Below are 21,721 nucleotides of genomic sequence, written 5' to 3'. Positions count from 1 at the left end.
TACTTCCGGCACAAACGAGGGGAGTCGTACCGAGTGTCGTATTCACATCCAATGGGAACAGGCCATCTTTAGTCTGACATAAGGAATATTATCAGCGGTCAACGTCGAGACATTTCTTTGACATGCTGGTGCCAACTTCCGGTAACGCTGGTCTATCCTTGATGCAGGAGGTGGATCGACATGTCGAGCGTTTTGGAAGCACCAACCCCTCGGAAGCGTCAGCAGGCATACGTTCGCGCGATCGAATCCGAAATCACGCCCGCCGTCAAGTCTCTGGTCGAGACATTGGGCAAAGGCGTGGTCGCGGTAATCGTCGGGCGGGATGCCAGGACCATCAGCCGATGGGTTGCAGGAAGCGGCCCGCACGGCGACGATGAGCAGAAGCGCGTCATCGATACTCTGCAGATCCTCGAGCTGCTGCTCTCGGGCGACTCCCCGACGGTTGTACGCGCCTGGTTCATGGGCATGAACCCACAACTGGATGATGACAGCCCGGCGGAACTTCTCGCCGCGGGCCGCGTCCGCGAGGTCATGGCGGCCGCGCGCGCGTATGTCGGCGACTGACCGATTCTTTAAGTAACCTGGGTGTTTGCTGATAGAGTCGTCTCTATGAGAGGAAGCGTCCTATCCCGGGCCCCGGCCCGCACGTCCAGAGGCCGACCGGTCTTCAGCGTGAGGCGGTCGCGTGGCTGACGGGCCGGCGCTCGTTGAGCCGCCTTCGGTTCTGTTCCGCGTTGAGCGGCCGGAGCCGCCGCTGCGCTACTCCCAAATTAGCGCTGAAGACACAGCGCTCGACAACGTTGGCAACAGGTTCGACATTGCCGGCGCCGGGGTCTTATACGCGGCGAGCCACACCCAAGGGGCCCTTGCTGAAACGAGCGCGTCGTTCCGCGTGAGCGCATCGCTGCTGGAGACGATGGCGCACGCCGGCGCAGGTCCGAACGAGCTGGCTATTCCGGTGCTCGGCCCAGAATGGCGAGCTCAGCGCGTACTTCGGTTGTTGGAGACCCGGGACGCCCTCCCCTTTGTCGATATTGAGGATCCCGTCACTCACACCTACCTCACCTCTCAGGCGCGCGCCGTCCTCCTCGCCCTCGGCGTTTCGCACCTGGACGTCGCGGCTGTGCGAGGACCTTCCCGGCTGCTCACCCGCGGACTCGCCACCTGGCTCTACCAGGCACGAGATTCTGAGGGAGCACCGCTGTATGGCGGCATTCGCTATGTCTCGAAGCTCGGAGACTATGAGAATTGGGCGATCTTCGACGGGACCGAGGTTCGGGTCGTGGGTCATTATCGGATCACGCTGGACGACCCGGACCTGGTCGCCGTCGCCACCCGACACGGGATCCCGCTGGCATGAGCGAGGAGGCCATCGACGGGGAGCCGCAGGGCCCGATCGTCGCGCTTCAGCTTGGTTCGCTCTTTCCCGGCGCTGGCGTCGAGCGCGATGGAGCTCGCTCCTGGCCGAGGGTTGCTGTCGAGCTGCAGAAGCTATCGACGCAGGCGGCTTTTGTCGAGTTCAACGCGTCCATGAAGAAACTCCCGCGCGGAACCGGCCACGCTCTCGTTGGTCGGATCACTTCCACCGGTGAGCAGTTGGCGATCGCAGGGACAGCATTAGCTGATGCCCGCCGTTGGCTGGCGCCCGACGTCGACCCCAGCTCGGCGCCGATGGCAGGACGGGCTCTCGCCGAGACGGCGGGCTATTTCATGATTTCTGCTGGTCACGGTTTAGCGAATGCGACGCTTCGCACGCTGATGCTCAACCCTGCCGCACGTGAGAAAGCAGGGGTGGCGGCTGATACCCTCGCCGACCCGTTCACTCAGGATCGCCGGGCGTGGATCTCTCTTGAAAGCGGCTCTCTACGCTCGTTACGCACATGGGCCCGAGTTGCTGGCGGCGGCCATGCGCTTATCCTGGCCGAGATCCTCAGCGACCTGGTTAGCGACCTTGCGTGGAAGGCGCTTGTGGAGACCCGGCACCGCGACTTTCATCAGTGGCGTCCGCAAAGCGTCCCGGGCGGAGTCAACCCGGGAAATCCGTGGCAAGACAACGGTGCCGGAAGCTATATGCTCACCGTTGGCACCCGCGCCACATTGAAGCCCATCCCCGCTGAAGACGCGATCTCCGTTGCCGACCACGCACTGATGGCGATCACCCGAACTGCGGAACAGTGGCTCAACGAATGGCCGTACGCGCTGCGCGACATCGGTGCCCCCATGCACAAACTCGACGAGGAGCCCGGCGACGGCGGAAGGAACACGCCGGATTGACCGTGACGTGCTCCGATTGGATGATGGATCCCCTCCCGGTCCCGCGTCAATTAGGGGACGCGACTGACTCGCGGAACACTCGCGCCCACGTGCGATGTAGAGCACGCTTGTGGTCGCGTCGCATGGCAAGGCCCCATGCGAGGCCCGCGCAGGTGCTGACTGCGGCCGCAACCACGAAAAGATAGAACATGAGCTCATTGATCGAGTGCATCGCTTCTGCCGCGCCCGCGATGTGGAGGTGTCCGGTGGAGTCCTGCAGCGGAGCCGCCGCAGTATAGAAACCGCCGGTTAGCGCTGCGAAGATCGCGGCAAAGACCGTCACCGTCGTCGCAAGCACGGTGAGGAACGTCGCACGCGCGGTGGAGCTGGATCCGGGGGCCGCCTGCTCCGCACGAAACTCGAGCTCAGCGAACACTCGCTGTTGCACCAGAGGCGTGGCCTTCCCGAAGGCCACCACCTTGACGTGCATCCTCGTTAGATCGTTGTGGATATGCTTCTGCGCGGCCGCCCCGACGGCATCGGCGGTCACACGAGCACGCAGCTGCCTCATCGTCAGATATCGGATTGAGACGGGAATCCGGTTGAGCATGCTCCCACCGTAGAGATCTTTTGACTCCCCGCGGTTCCTACAACGGGCGCGGTGGCTCCGCAGGGAGTAAGGCTACCGATACTCGGCCACGATCGCCTCCGCCTCAGCCGGGAAAATGCCCTCACTGTTCGTGTACTTCGCGAGCTGATTCGCATTGTTCGCCACATTCGCAAGCAACCGGCGCACGGCGAAAATCTCCACGATCGCAGCCTTCCGATCCGTGTCCGTCTGCACATGCCCACTCATCGCCGACTCGAACAACAGCCGCGGAACAGTCACACCACGAACCGCTGCACGGGCCCGCAGCTGCGTGTCCTTCTCAGGAGCGACCGACACCTCATACCGCTTCGCACGTTCGCTCTTTCCCGGCGCTAGGGCGGAGTGCGATGGGGCTCGTTAGCCGAGGGTTGCTGTTGAGCTGCAGAAGCGATCGACGCAGGCGGTTTCGCTTAATTTGACGCGTCCATGAACCAACTCGCGGCGCGGAACCGGGCACGTTCGGGTTGGCCGCATCACTTCCACCGGTGAGCAGTTTGGCAATCGCGTGGACCGCGTTAGCTCCGACCAGTCCTCCTCGTAGTCGTAGAAGCGGTGAATCATCCCCGCCTCGTCTCCACTACATGGCGGCCAGGGCACGCCCAACAAATCGATGACTTCCCGGACACTCCCCTGACGTCCCGAGGATTGTGGCATGCCCAATCCCATCGCTGTTGGAGTGCCGCGGTGAAGAAATGGGGTCGCACAAGCGCTTGGCGATGAGAATCCCCATGTGCTACGGTCCTGGTAAGAATCGATTATCGACGGAATGGTTTTCTTTCGGTGCGTTGGCCCCAGCCGGCGCTTCCAATGAATGGCGATTCGGCTGAGTTTCCACCCGGATGCGTTCTGTCGAAACAACATGAACACCTGCTGACGCGAGGCGTTCAAGGATTGAGGTAGCAGCCATGACGGAGGCGATGTCGGGCCAGGGGCCAGTCGCGCAGGAGTACTCGCCGCGGGTGTGCGTCCACGAGTCCCGTGAGGAGCTCGGGCATGCCGCAGGAGCCGAGGCGGCAGAGAGTCTGAGGCTCGCGATCGCCCGGCGGGGGCATGCCCGGCTTATGCTTGCTGCGGCACCAAGCCAGCAGAGCACGCTAACCACCTTGGCTGCCGCTCCAGGCGTCGACTGGAGCGGCATCGAGTGCTTCCACATGGACGAATACATCGGGCTTCCGGCCAGCGTGCCCCAGCTCTTCGGCAACTGGCTCCAGACGACTTTCTTCGATCACGTCCCCCCTGTGGCGGCGTTCCACCGGATCGGGTCGACGGGCGACCCGAACCTTTGCGCGACCAGCTACGAATCGGTCATGGGGTCCCGCCCGTTCGACGTCGTCCTGTTGGGGCTCGGAGTCAATGGGCACCTCGCTTTCAACGATCCGCCGGCCGACCTGCATGACCCTCGAGGCGCCCGCGTCGTGGACCTCGATGAGACGAGCCGTCGTCAGCAGAGCGACGAGGGTCACTTTGCAACTGCTGCGGACGTGCCGCGCCGGGCTATCACTGTCACGATTCCCCGTCTTCTCAATGCCGAGGTGGTGATAGCCTCCGTCCCCGGTCGACAGAAGCGACAGGCGGTGGAGGAAGCCCTCACGCGCCCCATTGGCGGCGCGTATCCGGGGACCGCTCTCCGAACCCACCGGCGTGTGACCATGCACCTCGATGCCGAATCGTGCCCGGTCCGAGTTGAGGTCGGCCAACTGTACGGCTGATACACCCTCAACGTGAAGCCGCTGGATAGCTGGCAGCGATACAGGCAACGAGGACAGAACCCAAACCAACTCTAGAGAAGGAAGTTCCACGAATGGCAAACGAAACATCCGACCGACCGATTTCGGTCGGGATCTCCGGCCTCGGCCGCGCGGGCTGGGACCTGCACGCCCGCACCCTGCGTGAAATGACAGACCGGTTTAGAATCGCCGCAGTATGCGACGGACTGGCGGACCGTCGGGAGCAGGCCACTACCGAGCTCGGCGCTCGCGCTTATTCGACATTCGCGGAACTCGTCGCCGACGACGAGGTAGAGCTTGTCGTCGTGGCTGTGCCGTCGCACGCCCACGCGGAGCAGGCTACCGAGGCACTCGCGGCTGGCAAGCACGTCCTCGTGGAGAAGCCATTTGCCACGAGCTTCGAGCAGGCGGCGGCGATGTTCGAGGCCTCAACTCAGGCTGACCGGCTCCTCATCGCGAGCCAGAACATGCGCTTCGAAGCAGGATTCCTGCGGATCAAGGAACTGGTGGAATCGGGACGCCTCGGCGAAATCGTGCAGATCCGGGTTGCGTGGCAGAACTTCCGGCGACGATGGGACTGGCAGACCCTGCGAAAGCTGGGCGGCGGAGCGCTCGGCAATGACGGTACGCACGTCATCGATCAGGTGCTCCTACTGATCGATGAAGAGGTGGAGCCGGTGTTCAGCAGGTTGGCGCACACTCCCCTCTCCCTCGGCGATGCGGAAGACTACGCGAAAATCATTCTGAGCGGCCCCGAAGCGCCCGTGGTCGACCTCGAGTTCTCAAGTGCTTGTGCTTATCCCGGCGATCAGTGGCTCGTCGCAGGCACGAGAGGGTCGCTCGCCGGCGGCCACGGGAAGTATCGAGCCAAGTACATCGATCCGGACCTTCTTCAACACCGAGAGGTATCTCCTGATCCCACATCCGATCGTGGATACGGCAAAGAAGACCTCCCGTGGGTCGAGGAGACCTTCGATGTCTCGACGGAGACGTACACGATGAGCCACCGGCGGCTCTACGGTGCGATCCACGACTCGCTCCGGAATGGTGCCGCTGCCCCTGTCTCGCCTAAGAGCGTTCTCCGTCAACTCGAGATCATCGAGAAGACCCGTGCGGTTGCCGGCCAGATCGTCGAGGTGGCCGCGTGAAGCTTTCCTTCAGCACGCTGGCATGCCCGACCTGGTCATCTGCGCAAGCGATCCAGGCAGCAGTCGACTACGGTTACGACGGCATCGAATGGCGTCTCGTGGATGGCGAGATCCTCAACTCGTCGATGCCTCTGGGCGCGGCAGCCAAGCTCGGCGACGCGACCCGGGCGGCTGGGCTGACCACGTGCGCCGCCGACACGGGCGTTCGCGACGTCAAGCTGATCCTTCCGCCAGGCTCCGAGCGCGAGGGGATGCTCACGGAAGCACGCGCGATGCTGAAGGTTGCAGCGGCCCTGGGCGCCGAATACCTTCGCGTCTTTCCTGGGGACTGCCCGGACGGCGTTCCGCGCGAAGTCGCCAACGGATGGGCGACCGCCAACATCCAGGCGCTCAGCGACGACGTGCAGGCGTCCGGTGTCCGGTTGGCCTTGGAGCTCCACGACGCGCCGGGTTCAGCAGCTGACAGCGAGAGGCCTACCTCCAGCCAGGTCGCGATGCAGATCCTCGAAGGAATAGGCGAGGAGGCAGGAGGCATTCTGTGGGACTGGGGCAACACCTTCCTCGAAGGTGAGCAATCCCAGGTCACGTGGGAGAAAGTCCGGAGCCGGCTGCTCTACTGCCACACCAAGGACATGCTCACGTACGCTGACGGGTCATCGACCTACGTCGCCGCCGGGTCGGGCGCCATCCCCATCCAGGACATCCTCGGCTGGCTGGCCGAGCAGGGAATGCAGGACATGTGGCTCTCATACGAGTGGGAGAAGAAATGGCATCCCGAACTCGCCGAACCCGAAGTTGCCCTTCCTCAATACGTCGAATTCATGCGCTCCCTCGACGACTGAACCTGAGCCAGCGGAGGAACGCATGAAACAGGTACGGGTGGGGATCGTCGGAGCCGGTTTCGTCTCCGAGATTCACGCGCGGGCATATCGCTCAATAGGCCGCGCGAATGTGGAGCTGGTCGCAGTCTCCTCGCGGTCCCACGACTCGGCGGCCTCGTTCGCCGCGCGGTTCGACATTCCCGATGTCGTGGGCGTTGACGAACTTCTGAGGAGAGAAGACGTCGATGTAATCGACGTGTGCGTGCCCAATGCCTCCCACGAGGCGCTGACGATCGCCGCAGCTCGAGCAGGCAAACACGTCATCTGCGAGAAGCCGCTCACCGGGTGCTTCGAAATGACCGACACGGATGGCAAGCCGCTCACCAAGAAACAGATGCTCTCAGCCGCGCTTGCGAGCGCCGACCGGATGATGGATGCCTGCACAAGCAACGGCGTCCAACTGATGTACGCGGAGAACTGGGCCTACATGCCCGCCATCGACCGTGCGGCCGAGCTGGTGGCCGCGAGCGGAGGCGTCATCCTCGAGATGAGGGCTGAGGAGAGCCATCACGGCTCACATTCAGCGGCCGCCCGACGTTGGAAGGACAGCGGCGGAGGCTCGATGATGATGCTCGGCGCCCATCCCCTTGGCGCGCTCCTGCGACTCAAACGCGAGGAGGGCCTGCGGCGGAACGGGCGCCCGATACGCGCCCGGTCCGTGCTGGCGCAGACCGCCGACTTGACCGACGTCGCCGCTTTCGACGCGGCGGACTCATATGTCCTCAAAGCGTGGGAGGACGTCGAAAACTGGTGTCTCTCGGTGATCACCTTCGAGGACGGCGCGCGAGCAGTCGTCACGGCGTCGTACAACTGCGTGGGAGGGATGCGGGACACGCTCGAGATCTACGCGACAAACATGCGGGTGCATTGCAACCTCTCCAACAACTCGATGCTGCAGGCGTATGCTCCCAGCGAGGACGTCTTCCGGGGCGTGGAGCTGGCGGAGAAGCTCGAAACGAACGCCGGCTGGAGCTACCCCGCCGTGGGAGACGACATGCTCCAGGGCTACAGCCGCGAACTGGGCGACTTCGTCGACGCGGTGTCGTCCGGCAGGCCGGCGCTGTCCGATGGCTCGCTCGGCCGAGACGTCCTGGAGCTGATCTACGGGTCATATGCGTCAGCTGAGAGCGGCACCGCCTTCCCACTGGGCGGCGACCGACCGGGGGTCACCCGATGAGCCTTGACCTCGCCATCAGGAACGGCTGGCTGGTAGATGGCTCAGGCGACCCGAGACGGATCGCCGACGTCGGCATCGCCGGTGACCGCATCGTCCAGGTCGGACGAGTGGGGCACGCTGATATCGACATCGACGCTACTGGTCTCATCGTCGCGCCAGGCTTCGTGGACCCGCACAGCCACTCCGACTGGACGATCCACAGCAACCCGGGCGCCGACAGCACCATCCGGCAGGGGGTGACGACCGAGATCGTCGGCAACTGCGGCCTCACGAACGCGCCAGTGACGGACGCTTCTGCTGCAGCGGTACAGGCCCGAATGCACTCGTACGCGTACGACGGCCCGGTCGGATGGCGCAGCTTCGGCGAGTACTTGGCCGACGTGGAGAGCCTGCCCACCGCTCAGAATTTGGCGTTCTTCGTGGGTCACAGCACGCTGCGTGAGGCGGCGGGCGTCGGTGCCGGCGTCCCTTCAGAGGCGGAACTGTCCGCGATGGACGAGCTCCTGTGCGAGGCGCTCGAAGCCGGGGCACTGGGCATGTCCTCAGGCTTGGAGTACAGCTTCGGCGCTTCGGCAACGCAGGCAGAGCTGGAACAGCTCGCGCGCACGGTGGGGCGGTACGGCGGGATCTACGCGAGCCATGTGCGCAATCGGGACGCTGCGATCCTGAACTCCATCGAGGAGTTCCTGGCAGTGATGAGGGCCGGGAACGCTGCTGGACAGATCTCGCACCTCAACGTCCGCGACAACACGGGCGCGCCGGAGCGGGGCTGGGAGCGCGCGGTCGACCTCATGATGCAGGCGAGAGCACGAGGGTTCGACGTCCAAGCCGACGCGACGCCCTTCCGCCAGGGCCTCGGCATCATGACAGGCGTGCTGCCCGGCTGGGTGCGGGAGGGCGGTCCAGCTGCGACCGCGCACGCTCTCGCTGACCCCTCCGTGCGGGAGAGGCTGAAGTCGGACTGCGACCGGTATTGGCGCTTCTTGACGCGCGGGCAATGGGATCGGGCCCGGCTGCAGAACAGTCTGCAGCTGCCCGAGCTGAACGGCTTGACGCTCACGGAGATCGCCAGTCGTCGCCGGTCGGATCCGTGGGACGCGTACTTCGACGTCCTGATGGCGGCCGGGGAAGGCATGGACAATCTGACACTGGTCGGAGACCTCTTCACCGAAGAGCACCTCTCCCAGACTATCTCGCACCCGTTGTTCAACCTCGGGGTCGACGCCTTCACGAGCACGATCCACGGCCCTCTCGCGGCCGTCTCCTCGAGCCCGCTGCCATACTCGGGACACATCCACTACCTGACGCACCACGTGCGGGAGCGCGGAACCCTCCCACTGGAAGAAGCAGTGCGAAAAATGACGTCGATGCCTGCTGCACGGTTCGACCTCCACGGACGGGGCCTCATCCGTCATCGGTACTTCGCCGATCTGGTGGTGTTCGACTACGACCGCCTCCGAAGCGACTCCACCTTCGAGCACCCGGCTGCGTACCCGGAAGGCGTGAGGCTCGTCGTGGTCAACGGTGCCATCGCGGTAGACGGCGGCCATCCCCGTTCACATCCTCGAGCCGGACGAGTGCTGCGGCGACGCTCGTGACCAACCGCGTAAAGAAAGGGCGAATCCAATGAGAATCACCGAGGTTCGCACGTCAGGGTTGAAGGGGGCCACACCGGAAGGAGGCTGGTCACACGAGATCAGACCCGACGACATCGTGCACACGCTGGTCGCCGTGCACACCGACGACGGCCAGGTCGGTATCGGCAGCGCTTTCACGAGCGAGGGCCTCGTCAAGGCGGCCCTAGACGTGCTCTGTCCTCTGCTTATCGGCGAAACCGCACTCGAACCGGAGCGCGTCGTGGAGAAACTGCACCAAAACTCGTTCTGGATGGGCCGAGGCGGTTCCATCACCCACACGATCAGTGCAGTCGACATCGCGTTGTGGGACCTTCAAGGACAAGCGCTGGGACAGCCGGTGGGCCGCCTACTCGGTGGGCGTTACCGCGACACCGTCCTGCCCTACGCGTCCTTGCTGATCGACGAGACGGGAGCCATGACAGACCAGCTTCAAGAGCTGACCGGGCAGGGCTTCCGAGCATTCAAGATCGGGTGGGGCACATTCGGTCGCATCGATGAGAAGACGGACGAGCGAATCGTCGCGAACGCTCGAGCAGCGGTAGGAGACGACTGCCTGCTCGCGGTGGACGCCGGCGGCTCTGAAGCGCATTTCCCGGGACGGCTGAAGTGGGCACTTCGCACCTCCCACATGCTCGACGCGTACAACGTCGCCTGGTTCGAAGAACCACTCCCCCCCGACTCGCTGGACGACTTCGTCACACTACGACGCCATGCACGCGTACCCATCAGCGGGGGTGAAGTCTTCACCCGGCGCCAATCATTCCTGCCATACCTGCAAGCAGGCGCCTTCGACATCGTGCAGCCCGATACGACGAAGGGCGGAGGACTGAGCGAGTCCCGGAGGATCGGATGGATGGCCAGCGACTACGGCGCAAAGCTGGTGCCCCACGGATGGAACACCGCGGTGGGACTGGCCGCAGACCTTCAACTCGCCTCTGCCCTCCAGGACACCGAAATGGTCGAGTACAAGATCGGGTCGGCGTACATCGACGGACTCTCCGCCGGCGGGTGGCGGCTAAACGAAAACGGTCACCTGCGCATCCCCGACCAGCCCGGCCTGGGGTTGAAACTCAACCGGGAAGGCATCGAGCGCTGGGGCACAAACCCCGGCTTCGCGGATGCATGATAGCCCGTCGCCATGGCGTAGGGCCAGGCTGGTCGGGGACGCACGGGTCGGTCTCGCTGGTGGATGTTGAGCGCCGAGTCAAATCGATGGCCTCGTGAGGTTGGCAGAACTCACTAGTACCCGAGGGCTTTGTCAACGACGTTCACCAGTTCCCGGCCGGAACCGAACTTGACCAGGTTCTCAACGAAGTAGTCGACCCCCCTCTGCCAGGTCGCGTGGGTGTTCGCCCCGTCGTGGGGCGTGAGGATGGTTCGCGGAGCCGTCCAAAACGGGCTGCTGGGGGGAAGCGGTTCCTCCGAGTGCGCGTCGATCCCGGCGCCCGCTATCCATCCTTCACGCAGTGCGCGCAAAAGGGAGGCGTCATCAGCTATTCCCCCACGGGAGTAGCAGATGAAATGTCCGGTGTCTTTCATCGCGCGGAATTCAGCATCGCCGAACATGCCGATCGTCTGCGGAGTCCTGGGCACAGAGACCACCACGAAGTCACTTCGGGAAAGCAGTTCATGCAATGCTGACATCGGCAGGACTTCGTCCACCATGGGGACCGCGCTGCTCGAGCGGTGTACGCCCAGCACCTCCATGTGGAACGCTTTCGCCTTCGCCGCGAGGTCCCGCCCGGAGTTCCCCAGGCCCACCAAACCGACTGTCAGTCCGTTCAGCTCTCCATGCCGGTGCGGAAGCCAACGACCTTCATCCTGCGCTTTGACCCACTGTGTCGCGTTCCGGTTCAGCATGAGCATCATCATCATCGCGTGCTCGGCCAGCGGAACAGCGCCGTTTCCCTTCGAGCACGTCAGCACTGCCGGGTGCGCAACCAGCTCCGGACTGAGCGCCTCATCGACCCCCGCGGAGAAGAGATGGATCAGCTTCGCCCGCGTGGCCGCCCTCACTATGTCCGGCGTGAACTCGGCCGGTGGACTCGCGAGCACATCCGCTTCGGCAAGACTCGCGCCGAGATCCGCCGTCCTCTCTGCGAAGCTGAATTCCGCATCAGGCGCAGCAGCCTCGACCTCTTCTCTATTGGACTGCGTCAAAGGGCCGGCAACCGCCACACGAAGGCGCCGGGCAGGAGAGGTGGATGACATGCTGTCCTTTCATCGACGGAAGAGCGATCGTGTCTACCGTTGTCGGCGACGCCTAATCGCGTCCGCCCCGGGCTATATGGTCTGCAGGGGCGACTGGTCGGGGTGTGGGGCGCCGTTGATCAGTGCTGTGGCGGCGCCGATGATGTGCTCCTCGAGCACAGCGGCCAACTGGTCTGCGTCCCCGGCCTCGATTGAGGCAAGGAGTGCCTCGTGTTCCAGAGGCACCGCGTGAAGGTCCGCGTGAAGTGGAGTGAGGTTGTACAGCTGACGCCGAATCCGCGGGAGGACGCTGTGCCACAGCTGGATCGTGTGCGGGGCGCCGGACGCGTTCACCGTGATCTCGTGAAAACGTGCATCCGCTTCGTTGATCATCGCGATATCTGCCCGGTCCGCGCCGGCCTGCATCTGCTGGATCTCCCTCAGGAGAGCCTCGCGGAGACCCGCGTCCAAAGGGATGCTAACGCGAAGGAGAGCATACTTCTCCAAGAGAAGCCGAATCGGAAGAAGCACGCCAAGCGCTTCCTCACCAGTCAGATCCGTCACGAAAACGCCTCGATTCGGCCTGTGCTCGACGAGACCTTCACTCTCCAGCTGACGGAGGGCTTCCCTCACCGGGGCCGGACTCACGTCGAAATAGCGACTGAGCTCCTCCTGCTTGAGCTGCTCGCCTTCTGGTATTCGGCCCGAGACGATGGACTCGCGAAGTGCCTGCAAAATCAGCTTGCTGCTGGATACCGCACCACTCATCCGCTCCGGCAACAGCCCGCGGATCCACGACGGCTCCGCCACCGGCACGCGGGGTGAAGGATTCTGCATCTCCAACTGATTCAGGGTCATTCGGGCCACCTCAATGCTTATAGTCGATTATCGACACTCTACCAGAGTATGGATCCACTGAAAGATTGACTGTCACGAGCCGATCCGCTTAGAATCGATAATCGACGAAAGGGCCACTATGATAATCGATGGAATGATGCACCTCGAAGTGATGGGCGAATACTGGGAGGGGCTCGTCGACGAAGTGATCGAGCATTGGGACGCCGCCGGTATCGAGAAGGGCGTGATCCTCGCAACCTGGATGGCGTCCCGTCGCTCCAACGACATCACCCTCGACGCTTTCACGAGGTATCCGGATCGGTTCATCCCCTTCGGCCACGTCCGACCGGTCGACAACTGGGAAGAGGAGATCGATCGCATCACGCAAGAACTGGGATGGACCGGGCTGAAGCTGCATCAACGAGAACTCTGGTACGCCGGGGGCAACGCACTTCGAACCGTACGGGAAATCGTCGGGCGGGCCCAGAAATCGGGCCTTCGCGTGGTCAAGATCCATCTCCACGAATACGAGACCATCGAGACGCTGTCGCGCGAGTTCCCGGACATCGCATGGATCCTTCCACACATGGGCCAGTACATGGTCCCGAACGCACCGCTCCGCGCGTACTGCGATCTCGCTCGCGAGCGCGACAACGTCTATCTGGACACCTCCGTCACCGACCAGTATTACGATCTGGACCTGGCTGTGCGGTGGGCCGGCCCGGACAAGGTCACCTTCGCCTCGGACGGATTCATGTACAGCCCACTCGTCGAACGCGCGAAAATCGACAGCCTTCGGCTGCCGACCCCGCACCGCGCTAAGCCGCTTTCCGACGAGGAATACGCCATGATCATGGGCGGCACGATGGCGAAAATTCTTGGGATAGACAAATAGCCCGTTGCTTTGTGGGGTTGCGCACAGGGCAAGTGACAATTTCTAGGTGGCATCTCTAGACGGCGCGGCGGAAGGCGACGCTCGAACGTCCACGCTCCTGTGCGGCGCTGTGACTTCGCAGGCGCAGAACCGCGCCCGACATGACCATAAGACACAAAGACACACCGAAGGAATCAGCGATGAACTCGACGACCGCATGGACGCTCTCCGGGTTCGGCGACGAGATCGACCCGGATCCCCGCGTGCATATCCCGGTGCTTCAGGCTCTTGGCGCCCACCACATCGAGGTCAGGAGCGCGTGGGGCATCAACGTGGTCGAGCTCGATGACGACCGCGTCGCCGAGTTGACGAGCCTTCTTACCGGAGCCGGGATGTCGGTCTCCGCGGTCGCGTCCCCCATCGGCAAGGTGGACATATCCCTCGACCCCGAGTTCGAGGCGGAACGGCTGCGCCGGGTCATCCGGGTCGCACACGCTCTCGATACGCCGAACATCCGCATCTTCTCGTTTTTCCGCGGAGAAGGGGTCCCGGTCGAAAGCATCCGCGACGACGTCCTTTATCGGATGCGGCTGCTTGCGGATCTCGCAGAGAGCGAGAGCGTGGTCCTGCTGCACGAGAACGAGAAAGGGATCTACGGCGACGTGCCCAAGCGCATCCTCGATCTGGTGGAATCCGTCGGCTCCCCGGCGCTCCGGCTCGCCTGGGACAATGCCAACTTCGTCCAGGTCGGCGTGCGGCCGTTCACCGACGCCTACGCCCCGTTACGGCCTTACCTCGACTACCTGCAGGTCAAGGACGCGATCGCCTCGACCGGCACGGTGGTCCCGGCCGGTGAAGGCGACGGGCAACTGTCCGAGACGCTGACCGCCCTCCGCGACGACGGCTATGCCGGTTTCGTTTCCCTTGAACCACACCTCGCTGAAGCGTTCGAACTCGGCGGATTCTCCGGGCCTGCGGCGTTCGGCCAGGCGGCTCGCGCCCTCGCCGCGATGCTCTGCGCACTCGGTGTGGGCACCCGCTGACCCAAAACGAAGTGACTGGCGGGCGACTCAAAACGATCTATACCTCAGCGTGTGACGGGCTCGATCTGGAAGAGCGCGTCAAGCTCGTCGCGCGTCGGCAGCCCCTCCCAATCGCCGTCCGTCAAGCAGGCGTAGGCGCCCGCGGCGACCGCCGTCCGCAGCCGGAGGGGAACGGGCGCCCCGTGCAGCAGCTCCGCAATGTACCCGGCCACGAATGCATCGCCGGCGCCCACGGTGTCGACCGGGACGATCGGCACGGCCGCCTGCTCGAAAGTCCGGCCCTCGACGGAAGCGACGGCACCCGACGCGCCCCGCTTGACGACCGCCTCGTGTGCCCCCAGTTTCACCAGTCCGTCGGCAAGCGCCGCAGCCGACCGGGCCGGGTTGGCGTCGCCCACGCCGTCTCTATGGCCTTCCCCCGCACCGACGCCGTCTGCAGGTTCGCTGGACAGCGCGATCGCCGCCTCCTCCTCGCCCGCGAACACGATGTCGGCTAGCGGGATGATGTCGCGATAGGCGGCAGCCGCCGCCTCTTCGCTCCAGAGCTTGCGCCGGAAGTTGAGGTCGAACGAGACCAGCGCTCCGCCGGCTCGCGCCACAAGGATCGCCTCGGTGACGGCCTCGGCCAGCTCGGCGGACAGGGCGAGGGAGATGCCGCTCACGTGCAGCAGCGCCGCTTTCTGGAGTACATCTATGTCCAGTTCGTCGGAACGCAGTCGCGAGCCGGCGAACCCTCGACGGTAATACCAGACGCGCGTGTGCGTCCCGGTCCGGCGCTCTTTGATCATCAGCCCGGTCGGGGCGTCGGGATCACGGATCGCTCGCAGCTCCACGCCCTCTGCCGCGATCTGCGCGATGACGAGATCGCCGAGCGCATCGGAGCCGACCTTGCCTATCCACGTGACTGGGACGCCGAGCCGGGCGAGCCCGATCGCCACGTTGCTCTCCGAGCCGCCAATCCCCAGAGTCAGCGATGGGCTGTGCTTCAACGGCCCGACGCGCTCGGCCGACATCAGTGCCATGGTCTCGCCGACCGTCACCACACGCTTCACAACGCACCCCGCACGGAACCGACGCTCTCCAGCGTCCGTCGGACCCGATCGCGGAGAGATGAGCGCGAGCCGCCCCGCAGAGAGTCGCCGACCAGCGGACCGCCCAGGCTCACTGCGCACGCACCCGCTTCCAGCCAGCTCGGGATGTCCTCGATAGACACTCCCCCGGAGGGGATAAACTGCAGCTCGGGGAACGGGCCCCTCAGATGGCTGCCGTACTGCGGGCCGACCGTCTCGGCGGGAAAGATCTTGACCGCCGTCGCGCCGGCCGCCCAGACCGTGAACACTTCCGTGGGGGTGAGCGCTCCGGGGAACACGGGCGTCCCCTCCCGGGATGCGACCGCGACGATGTCGCGCCTGGCTATCGGAGTCACGAGGAATCCGGCTCCCGCCTCGATCGCGCGCTCCGCCTCCTCGACGGTCGTGACGGTTCCCACTCCCACTGCCGCTCCCCACCGCCGGACGAGGGCCGGCAGCGCCGCCCAGGTACCCGGCGTGCTGAGGGTCAGCTCCACGGTGGAGAGCCCATTCTCCAGCAGCACCTCTATCACGGGATCGTAACCCTCGGCGGCGGCGGCCCGCAGAACTGGCACTACGGGACACACGCGAAGCGAATCCGGCAGCGGTGTCCGTGCCGAAGAGCCGACCTCGTCCGATCCGCTCACTTCATTCATCCGTGCTCCTCTCCGCCGCAACGTGAATAGACCTCCATGGCTGCTGAGGTCATTCACGCGACTGCGTCTCGGTTTGCTGCGACAACGCGTCATCGATGAGGCCGGGCAGGTCGATCATCTTGGAGAAGACGGTCGTTCGGCGCCCGCGGAGCCATTCCGCGGGGGTGACGCCTCCTGCGTATGCGAACACCCGCATTCCGGCAGCGCGAGCGGCCCGTACGCCGAATCGGCTGTCTTCGACCACTATGCACCGATGCGGAGCGACATTCATGGCGCGAGCTGCGTGCAGAAAAAGGTCGGGAGACGGCTTACCGCGTGGGACATCCTCGGCGCTATAGATGTGTGGCTCAAATCGCTCGAGCAGCCCGGTTCTGGCGAGGTTACGTCTCACCTTTTCCCTTGTGCTATTGGATGCTACGCAAATCGGGCCGCGGATCGCATCGAGCGCCTTCCCTATTCCAGGCACCGCTTGCAGGTCACGCTCGTACGCAGAGTCGTACCATGCGGCGTAAGCGTCGCGCCACGTCGCCTCCAGCCTGTAGCCCAGAACCGCCTCGACGCTGGCAGTGAATTGAGCTGCTGTCTGGCCGACGAAACGCTTCACGAATTCCTCTCTCGACAGATTCAATCCGAGTTGGGCCAGCACCAGGCGACCGACCCGGACATCGATCACTTCGCTGTCTATAAGAACCCCGTCACAGTCGAAAATAACCAGAAAATGCGACGCCATTAGAGCCTTCTATCAGATCGCTGACGCAAACCGGCCGGTTCACGACGGTCTGCCCCGGTCGTCCCCGTGGCAGTTAAGGCATAGCGCGAAGGAGTGCCCACGTGTATTATCCCTAATAATCGATAATCGACCAAATCTGTGAGGCCCGCAATGGAGCGTCTCGCAGATGTGAGCATGAGAGAGCGATGATGCGAAAAAGTTCACGAGTACGCAGCTTGGGATGCAGCACATTAGCGGTTGTAGCGGTAACCACCCTCGCATTGAGCGGCTGCTCCCCGACTTCCACCCCCAAGGCGACCGACACAAGCAGTCCGGGAAATGGCGCTGGGACGATCGAGCAGATCACCTGGGCGAACACTAACTTCGGGGACCCCACGGAGGGACCGAAGTTGCAGGCAATGATCGACAGCTTCAATTCATCGCACCCGACAATCCACGTCAGCGAAGCGAACATCCCTTTCCCCACCTTCGACCAAACGGTAATCACCCAGCTGGCCGGTGGGGCCGGGCCTGATGTGATCCGCTGGGACACCCCTGGGTTCTTTCAAGCAGCCAAAGCCGGCCTCTTGACACCATTGACCAACACGATCGACGCGAAGAAACTGGGTCTTCGGCCAGCGCCTGATAAGTACACCATCGTGAACGGGGTTCGCTACGGGGTCGTCGAAGGAGAGACTCCTTACATGCTCTTGTACAACAAGAGCATCATCCAGACACCTCCCACGAACTTTGAGCAGTTCCTCGCAACCGCCAAAGCGGCCACGAAGAACGGGGTGTACGGGTTCGGGGTTCGGACCACGCTTCCGCAAGCGCCTGGAATGTGGCAGGACCTCTGTAACTACGTCTTTGGATTCGGCGGAGACTGGTCCAACGGTCACAAGCTCACCATTAACTCTGCCAACGTCATCAAAGGTCTCAACGCGTACAAGCAGGTCGTCGATGCAGGCGTCATCCCCAAAGGCGCCACCGCGTCGACGTATCGATCGATGATGTACGCCGGAAAGCTCGCGATGGAGATAGACGCCGGGGGCATCGCCGACAATGCCGCCTCTGCAAAGCCACCCGTGCTTCTCGGCGGCGCACCCATCCCATTCCCCGTGAAGAAGGTTGGCGAGATCCTCTCGATGGACGCGGTGAGCGGCACCACTAAGCACAAGCAGGCCGCCGAGACGTTCCTCAAATGGCTGCTCACTCCCGCCGCACAGCACATGATCCTCGACGCGTCCAGCACAGGCACGTCCGTCGCGACAAACGTCAAGTTGACGAGCGCGGAACTCGCGGCGAAGCCCCTCACCTCCGTCTTCGCCAAGGCGGGTCAAAGTGCTGAACCGCAGGTAATCCGTGGATACGAGGGCCAGACCGACGCTATCAGCCTGGCGATCGTGACAAAGGTCATTGCAGCGCTCCAAGGTGAGGACATGCAGAAGGCGATGGATGAGGCTCAGCAGCAGGCCGCGACGATCATCGCGAACGGCTGAGCCTCCGCAAAAGGAACGGCGTTATCAAAATGATTGATGCGAAAGTGAATCGCCCAGAGCGAGTCGCGCGAGCGAGAACCACTCGACGCGCGAGTCCGCTCGGCAGCAGATGGACGCCGTACCTTTTCCTCGCACCAGCCGCGCTCGTTCTGCTCGCCCTCCAGGTAGCCCCGGTGCTTCAGGAGATTCGTCTGAGCTTCACTCAGACGAGTCTCCTGTCTCCGAACAAAAACATCTGGGTCGGCCTCAAAAACTACACCGCCCTGTTATCCGACCCCACGTTCTTCCAAGTCCTCACGACCACTCTCATCTACCTAGTCGTCTGCGTCGTCGGTCCAGTCGGCATCGGCCTGCTTACGGCGCTCCTACTGAACGGCAAATTTGCGGGCCGAGGCATAGCGCGGGCCTTGGTAACGATACCGTGGGCTGCACCCGGAGTGGCCGTGGCCCTGATCCTGACCTGGATGCTGAACGCGCAGTACGGGATCGTCAACCGCCTGCTTGATGCCGTTGGGTTGGGCGTGCCCGGTGGCAATATCATGAACAGCCCGTCGTTGGCATTCCCAGCGATTCTCATCATCACGATCTGGCAGCTGTTCCCTTTCTGTTGTGTCGTGCTTGTCTCTGCCCTCCAATCGGTGTCCCAAGATGTCGTCGAGGCGGCCGAAATGGACGGCGCCGGCCCCGTCTGGTCCTTTCGCGCGGCCACCTGGCCCGTCATCAAGCCAACAGTCACGCTCTTAGCCGTCCTGAGCGCGATTTGGTCCCTCCGCATCTTCGAGATCATCTGGATCATGACCCAAGGTGGGCCTGATAACGCGACATCGACACTAGTCATCAATCTCTATTCGCAGGCGTTCACTTTTCATCAGCTCGGCAGCGCCGCCGCTATCGGAGTAGTAGGGATCGTCATTTCATTGTTCCTCGTCTCAGCAAGCCTCCTGCTCACCCGCAGAACCCGATCGGAAGACCAATGATCTGGAGATACCGACTCAGTACTACCGCTCGTGTCCTCGGCGTCCTCATCGTGCTCGGGGTGGCGGTCTTCCCGCTTTACTGGATGCTCGTTACCTCACTCACCAGCACTACCAATCTCTTTGCAAGTCAGGTTCAGTTCTGGCCGGATTTCTCTCGGGCCGGTATCTACGCAGAAACGCTCGCCAACAGCCGGGTGAGTCTTTGGCTGTTGAACAGCCTTCTGCTCAGCATCGGAACATGCGGGGCGACTCTGCTCCTGGGAGTGCCACTGGGATATGCACTCTCCCGCTTTGCCTTCCGTGGAAAGGCTGCTATCGGCGCTCTGCTGCTGCTGACCCAAGCTTTGCCCGAAGCCCTTCTCGTCGTGCCACTTTTCGGCATCCTGCACACGGCGAACCTGCTGGACTCCCTTTTCGGTGTCGTCATGGTCGACACTGCCTTCGTCTTACCCGTTGTCGCCCTGGTGCTGAAGGGCGCTTTCGATGGCATTCCACGGGAGCTCGATGAGGCAGCACGCGTTGACGGCTGCCGACCACTCACCACATTGCTTCGTATCAACCTGCCGTTGGCCGCACCCTCCATTGCCGCGGCCGCCGTCATTGCGTTCTTCAGTGCTTGGAACGAGTACGTCTTCGCGGTCACCTTCCTCTTCGATCCGACGAAGCAGCCGGCTGCAGTGGGCCTCGCCGGCTTCGTCGGCGAGAATGTCACCCCGTTGGACACCGTGATGACTGTCGGAATCATGTACACCGCGCCCGCAGTCATCTTCTACCTATTCGTCCAGAGGTATGTCGTCGCGGGCATGACCGCTGGCGGCCTCAAAGGCTGACCTGCGACGAAGCCACCAGCCCTGGGCTTCGAGCACCTGTTGTACCCCCGGCTCGCGCTCCGACCCGGTTCCCGCCCGCCTCGATGGCGGCCCACGGCCGATCAAAGACCGCACCGAAAGGCTGTGGCATCCTCTGCCGCGGCCCATCAATTCTGCGCGATTCGGTAATTGTTCCCTATGCGCCACGACGCGACATTCGCCGCAGCTGCCCTGCGCGCAAAATCCTCGACCAGGTGAGCGCGTCGGCTTGCCTCCCGGTGAACTGCGCTGATGACCACCCGAGCACAACTGGGCGGCTCCCTGCTGTGCGCCACGAGGACCGGCGCTACCAGTCGTGAACAGTGCCGTCGGCGAGCCGGTTGTAGGGCAGGTAGGCGCGGATGTAGGGGTACTTGCCTGCCTCATCCACGTCGAGGTCGACGCCCAGGCCCGGCTTCTCACTCGGGTGCAGGAAGCCGTCCTGCCAGGTGTACGACTGCTGGAACACCGCGTCGGTCTTCTCGCCGTGCTGCATGTACTCCTGGATGCCGAAGTTGTGGATGGCGAGCCCCAGGTGCATTGCCGCGGCCATACCGACCGGCGAGATGTCGGTCGGTCCGTGCATGCCGGACTTGATCTGGTACTGGGAGGCGTAGTCGAGCACCTTCTTGAGGTGGGTGATGCCGCCGGTGTGCGTGACAGCGCTCCGCACGTAGTCGATCAGCTGCTCGCGGATGATCTGCTGGTAGTCCCAGACGGTGTTGAAGATCTCGCCGATCGCCAGCGGCGTCGTGGTGTGCTGGCGGACCAGCCGGAGCGCTTCCTGGTTCTCGGCCGGAGTGCAGTCCTCCAGCCAGAACAGGTCGTACGGCTCCAGTGACTTGCCCAGCTGGGCCGCCTGGATGGGCGTCATCCGGTGGTGCCCGTCGTGCAGCAGCGGCAGCTCGGGGCCGAACTCGTTCCGCACGGCCTCGAAGACAGTCGGGATGTGCCGGAGGTAGGAGCGGGTGTCCCAGTCCTCCTCGTTCGGCAGGCCGCCGCGCTGGGCAGGTTCGTGGTCGTAGCGCACACCCTGGTTAGCTTCGTAGGTGGCGTTCGACGCGATGCCGTAGATGGACTTCAACCCCGGCACCGCGGACTGGATCCGGATCGCCTTGAAACCCCTCTCCTGGTGCTCGCGCACGCTGTCGAACAGCTCGGGCAGGTCACGGCCGGAAGCGTGACCGTATGCCAGCAAGCCGTTTCGACAGGCGCCGCCGAGTAGCTGGTAAACCGGCATCCCCGCCGCCTTGCCCTTGATGTCCCATAGCGCCATGTCGACTGCTGCGATCGACGCCATCGTCACCGGTCCGCGCCGCCAGTAGGCGCTGCGGTACAGGAACTGCCAGGTGTCCTCGATCCGGGAGGCGTCGCGTCCGATGAGCAGCGGGACGACGTGCTCGGCGAGGTAGGCGACGACCGCCTGCTCGCGACCGTTGAGGGTCGCGTCGCCGAGCCCGGTCAGGCCGTCATCCGTGGTGAGCTTCAGGGTCACGAAGTTCCGGTCGGGACTGGTGACGATGACCTCGGCCTTATTGATGCGCAT

General features: G+C 63.6%; 22 protein-coding genes. 14 read left to right on the top strand and 8 right to left on the bottom strand.

Going from position 1 to position 21,721, the window contains the following annotated elements; translation table 11 throughout:
- The first annotated feature begins 180 nt into the window (after window positions 1-180).
- From LLS1_RS19365 to LLS1_RS19355, 3 genes are all read left to right on the top strand, one after another.
- Window positions 181-564: a hypothetical protein gene (locus LLS1_RS19365; protein WP_226658132.1), complete on the top strand. Its 384-nt coding sequence runs from the start codon at window positions 181-183 to the stop codon at window positions 562-564.
- A gap of 121 nt (window positions 565-685) precedes the next feature.
- Entirely contained in the window at window positions 686-1,360 is a 675-nt protein-coding gene (locus LLS1_RS19360) for an RES domain-containing protein (RefSeq protein WP_226658131.1), read from the top strand.
- Window positions 1,357-2,274 carry a hypothetical protein gene (locus LLS1_RS19355; RefSeq protein ID WP_226658129.1) on the top strand — a complete coding sequence of 306 codons (918 nt, stop codon included), beginning with the start codon at window positions 1,357-1,359 and terminating at the stop codon, window positions 2,272-2,274. The genes LLS1_RS19360 and LLS1_RS19355 overlap by 4 nt, the downstream gene beginning before the upstream one ends.
- A gap of 46 nt (window positions 2,275-2,320) precedes the next feature.
- Here the strand turns inward: LLS1_RS19355 and LLS1_RS19350 are convergent, their stop codons facing one another.
- A complete protein-coding gene (locus LLS1_RS19350; RefSeq protein WP_226658127.1) occupies window positions 2,321-2,863 on the bottom strand; it encodes a hypothetical protein in 543 nt (180 codons plus the stop codon).
- Between the two features lie 72 nt (window positions 2,864-2,935).
- Complete coding sequence (locus LLS1_RS19345; RefSeq protein ID WP_226658126.1) at window positions 2,936-3,199, bottom strand: plasmid mobilization relaxosome protein MobC; 264 nt, start codon at window positions 3,197-3,199, stop codon at window positions 2,936-2,938.
- A gap of 608 nt (window positions 3,200-3,807) precedes the next feature.
- Between LLS1_RS19345 and LLS1_RS19340 the strand changes: the two genes are divergently transcribed.
- From LLS1_RS19340 to LLS1_RS19315, 6 genes are all read left to right on the top strand, one after another.
- Entirely contained in the window at window positions 3,808-4,611 is an 804-nt protein-coding gene (locus tag LLS1_RS19340; protein ID WP_226658124.1) for a 6-phosphogluconolactonase, read from the top strand.
- Window positions 4,612-4,703: 92 nt separating this feature from the next.
- Window positions 4,704-5,777, top strand: coding sequence for a Gfo/Idh/MocA family protein (locus LLS1_RS19335; RefSeq protein ID WP_226658123.1), 1,074 nt, complete (start codon window positions 4,704-4,706; stop codon window positions 5,775-5,777).
- Window positions 5,774-6,619 (top strand): sugar phosphate isomerase/epimerase, encoded by an 846-nt coding sequence (locus LLS1_RS19330; protein WP_226658121.1) that lies wholly within the window; start codon window positions 5,774-5,776, stop codon window positions 6,617-6,619. The genes LLS1_RS19335 and LLS1_RS19330 overlap by 4 nt, the downstream gene beginning before the upstream one ends.
- A 22-nt stretch (window positions 6,620-6,641) precedes the next feature.
- Window positions 6,642-7,835 (top strand): Gfo/Idh/MocA family protein, encoded by a 1,194-nt coding sequence (locus LLS1_RS19325; RefSeq protein WP_226658120.1) that lies wholly within the window; start codon window positions 6,642-6,644, stop codon window positions 7,833-7,835.
- Window positions 7,832-9,433 (top strand): amidohydrolase family protein, encoded by a 1,602-nt coding sequence (locus LLS1_RS19320; RefSeq protein WP_226658118.1) that lies wholly within the window; start codon window positions 7,832-7,834, stop codon window positions 9,431-9,433. The genes LLS1_RS19325 and LLS1_RS19320 overlap by 4 nt, the downstream gene beginning before the upstream one ends.
- Window positions 9,434-9,461: 28 nt before the next feature.
- The gene (locus LLS1_RS19315; RefSeq protein WP_226658117.1) at window positions 9,462-10,598 is read left to right on the top strand and encodes a mandelate racemase/muconate lactonizing enzyme family protein; all 1,137 of its coding nucleotides are present in this window, start codon (window positions 9,462-9,464) and stop codon (window positions 10,596-10,598) included.
- Window positions 10,599-10,711: 113 nt separating this feature from the next.
- Here the strand turns inward: LLS1_RS19315 and LLS1_RS19310 are convergent, their stop codons facing one another.
- Both LLS1_RS19310 and LLS1_RS19305 read right to left on the bottom strand, forming a co-directional pair.
- A complete protein-coding gene (locus LLS1_RS19310; RefSeq protein ID WP_226658115.1) occupies window positions 10,712-11,683 on the bottom strand; it encodes a D-2-hydroxyacid dehydrogenase in 972 nt (323 codons plus the stop codon).
- Window positions 11,684-11,755: 72 nt separating this feature from the next.
- Window positions 11,756-12,520: a GntR family transcriptional regulator gene (locus LLS1_RS19305; RefSeq protein WP_226658114.1), complete on the bottom strand. Its 765-nt coding sequence runs from the start codon at window positions 12,518-12,520 to the stop codon at window positions 11,756-11,758.
- Between the two features lie 133 nt (window positions 12,521-12,653).
- On the opposite strand from LLS1_RS19305, the gene LLS1_RS19300 reads away from it, so the two are divergent.
- The gene (locus LLS1_RS19300; protein ID WP_226658112.1) at window positions 12,654-13,394 is read left to right on the top strand and encodes an amidohydrolase family protein; all 741 of its coding nucleotides are present in this window, start codon (window positions 12,654-12,656) and stop codon (window positions 13,392-13,394) included.
- 179 nt (window positions 13,395-13,573) lie between these two features.
- Window positions 13,574-14,416, top strand: coding sequence for a sugar phosphate isomerase/epimerase (locus LLS1_RS19295; RefSeq protein WP_226658111.1), 843 nt, complete (start codon window positions 13,574-13,576; stop codon window positions 14,414-14,416).
- A 44-nt stretch (window positions 14,417-14,460) separates the two neighbouring features.
- Here the strand turns inward: LLS1_RS19295 and LLS1_RS19290 are convergent, their stop codons facing one another.
- From LLS1_RS19290 to LLS1_RS19280, 3 genes are read right to left on the bottom strand one after another with little or no spacing between them, the layout of a single operon-like run.
- A complete protein-coding gene (locus tag LLS1_RS19290; RefSeq protein ID WP_226658109.1) occupies window positions 14,461-15,456 on the bottom strand; it encodes a sugar kinase in 996 nt (331 codons plus the stop codon).
- Between the two features lie 8 nt (window positions 15,457-15,464).
- Window positions 15,465-16,142, bottom strand: coding sequence for a bifunctional 4-hydroxy-2-oxoglutarate aldolase/2-dehydro-3-deoxy-phosphogluconate aldolase (locus tag LLS1_RS19285; RefSeq protein ID WP_226658107.1), 678 nt, complete (start codon window positions 16,140-16,142; stop codon window positions 15,465-15,467).
- A 49-nt stretch (window positions 16,143-16,191) separates the two neighbouring features.
- Entirely contained in the window at window positions 16,192-16,872 is a 681-nt protein-coding gene (locus LLS1_RS19280; RefSeq protein WP_226658105.1) for an HAD family phosphatase, read from the bottom strand.
- A 185-nt stretch (window positions 16,873-17,057) separates the two neighbouring features.
- Between LLS1_RS19280 and LLS1_RS19275 the strand changes: the two genes are divergently transcribed.
- From LLS1_RS19275 to LLS1_RS19265, 3 genes are all read left to right on the top strand, one after another.
- Window positions 17,058-18,350 carry a sugar ABC transporter substrate-binding protein gene (locus LLS1_RS19275; RefSeq protein WP_308443833.1) on the top strand — a complete coding sequence of 431 codons (1,293 nt, stop codon included), beginning with the start codon at window positions 17,058-17,060 and terminating at the stop codon, window positions 18,348-18,350.
- 173 nt (window positions 18,351-18,523) lie between these two features.
- Window positions 18,524-19,327 (top strand): carbohydrate ABC transporter permease, encoded by an 804-nt coding sequence (locus tag LLS1_RS19270; protein ID WP_226658103.1) that lies wholly within the window; start codon window positions 18,524-18,526, stop codon window positions 19,325-19,327.
- Between the two features lie 59 nt (window positions 19,328-19,386).
- Window positions 19,387-20,157 (top strand): carbohydrate ABC transporter permease, encoded by a 771-nt coding sequence (locus tag LLS1_RS19265; protein WP_226658101.1) that lies wholly within the window; start codon window positions 19,387-19,389, stop codon window positions 20,155-20,157.
- A 325-nt stretch (window positions 20,158-20,482) separates the two neighbouring features.
- On the opposite strand, the gene manD is transcribed toward LLS1_RS19265, so the two are convergent.
- Window positions 20,483-21,721, bottom strand: coding sequence for a D-mannonate dehydratase ManD (gene manD / locus LLS1_RS19260; RefSeq protein WP_226658100.1), 1,239 nt, complete (start codon window positions 21,719-21,721; stop codon window positions 20,483-20,485).

This window comes from Leifsonia sp. LS1 (assembly GCF_020521355.1).
In the GTDB taxonomy this organism is placed as follows: domain Bacteria; phylum Actinomycetota; class Actinomycetes; order Actinomycetales; family Microbacteriaceae; genus Leifsonia.
Note: the sequence above shows the minus strand (reverse complement) of the source record. Positions and strands in the feature narration are given on the sequence as shown.

Coding starts and splice junctions, on each gene's coding strand:
- LLS1_RS19365 (WP_226658132.1), top strand. CDS start 181: ATGTCGAGCGTTTTGGAAGCACCAACCCCTCGGAAGCGTCAGCAGGCA.
- LLS1_RS19285 (WP_226658107.1), bottom strand. CDS start 16,142: ATGAATGAAGTGAGCGGATCGGACGAGGTCGGCTCTTCGGCACGGACA.
- LLS1_RS19295 (WP_226658111.1), top strand. CDS start 13,574: ATGAACTCGACGACCGCATGGACGCTCTCCGGGTTCGGCGACGAGATC.
- LLS1_RS19335 (WP_226658123.1), top strand. CDS start 4,704: ATGGCAAACGAAACATCCGACCGACCGATTTCGGTCGGGATCTCCGGC.
- LLS1_RS19325 (WP_226658120.1), top strand. CDS start 6,642: ATGAAACAGGTACGGGTGGGGATCGTCGGAGCCGGTTTCGTCTCCGAG.
- LLS1_RS19305 (WP_226658114.1), bottom strand. CDS start 12,520: ATGACCCTGAATCAGTTGGAGATGCAGAATCCTTCACCCCGCGTGCCG.
- LLS1_RS19280 (WP_226658105.1), bottom strand. CDS start 16,872: ATGGCGTCGCATTTTCTGGTTATTTTCGACTGTGACGGGGTTCTTATA.
- LLS1_RS19355 (WP_226658129.1), top strand. CDS start 1,357: ATGAGCGAGGAGGCCATCGACGGGGAGCCGCAGGGCCCGATCGTCGCG.
- manD (WP_226658100.1), bottom strand. CDS start 21,721: ATGCGCATCAATAAGGCCGAGGTCATCGTCACCAGTCCCGACCGGAAC.
- LLS1_RS19350 (WP_226658127.1), bottom strand. CDS start 2,863: ATGCTCAACCGGATTCCCGTCTCAATCCGATATCTGACGATGAGGCAG.
- LLS1_RS19275 (WP_308443833.1), top strand. CDS start 17,058: ATGATGCGAAAAAGTTCACGAGTACGCAGCTTGGGATGCAGCACATTA.
- LLS1_RS19315 (WP_226658117.1), top strand. CDS start 9,462: ATGAGAATCACCGAGGTTCGCACGTCAGGGTTGAAGGGGGCCACACCG.
- LLS1_RS19340 (WP_226658124.1), top strand. CDS start 3,808: ATGACGGAGGCGATGTCGGGCCAGGGGCCAGTCGCGCAGGAGTACTCG.
- LLS1_RS19310 (WP_226658115.1), bottom strand. CDS start 11,683: ATGTCATCCACCTCTCCTGCCCGGCGCCTTCGTGTGGCGGTTGCCGGC.
- LLS1_RS19300 (WP_226658112.1), top strand. CDS start 12,654: ATGATGCACCTCGAAGTGATGGGCGAATACTGGGAGGGGCTCGTCGAC.
- LLS1_RS19320 (WP_226658118.1), top strand. CDS start 7,832: ATGAGCCTTGACCTCGCCATCAGGAACGGCTGGCTGGTAGATGGCTCA.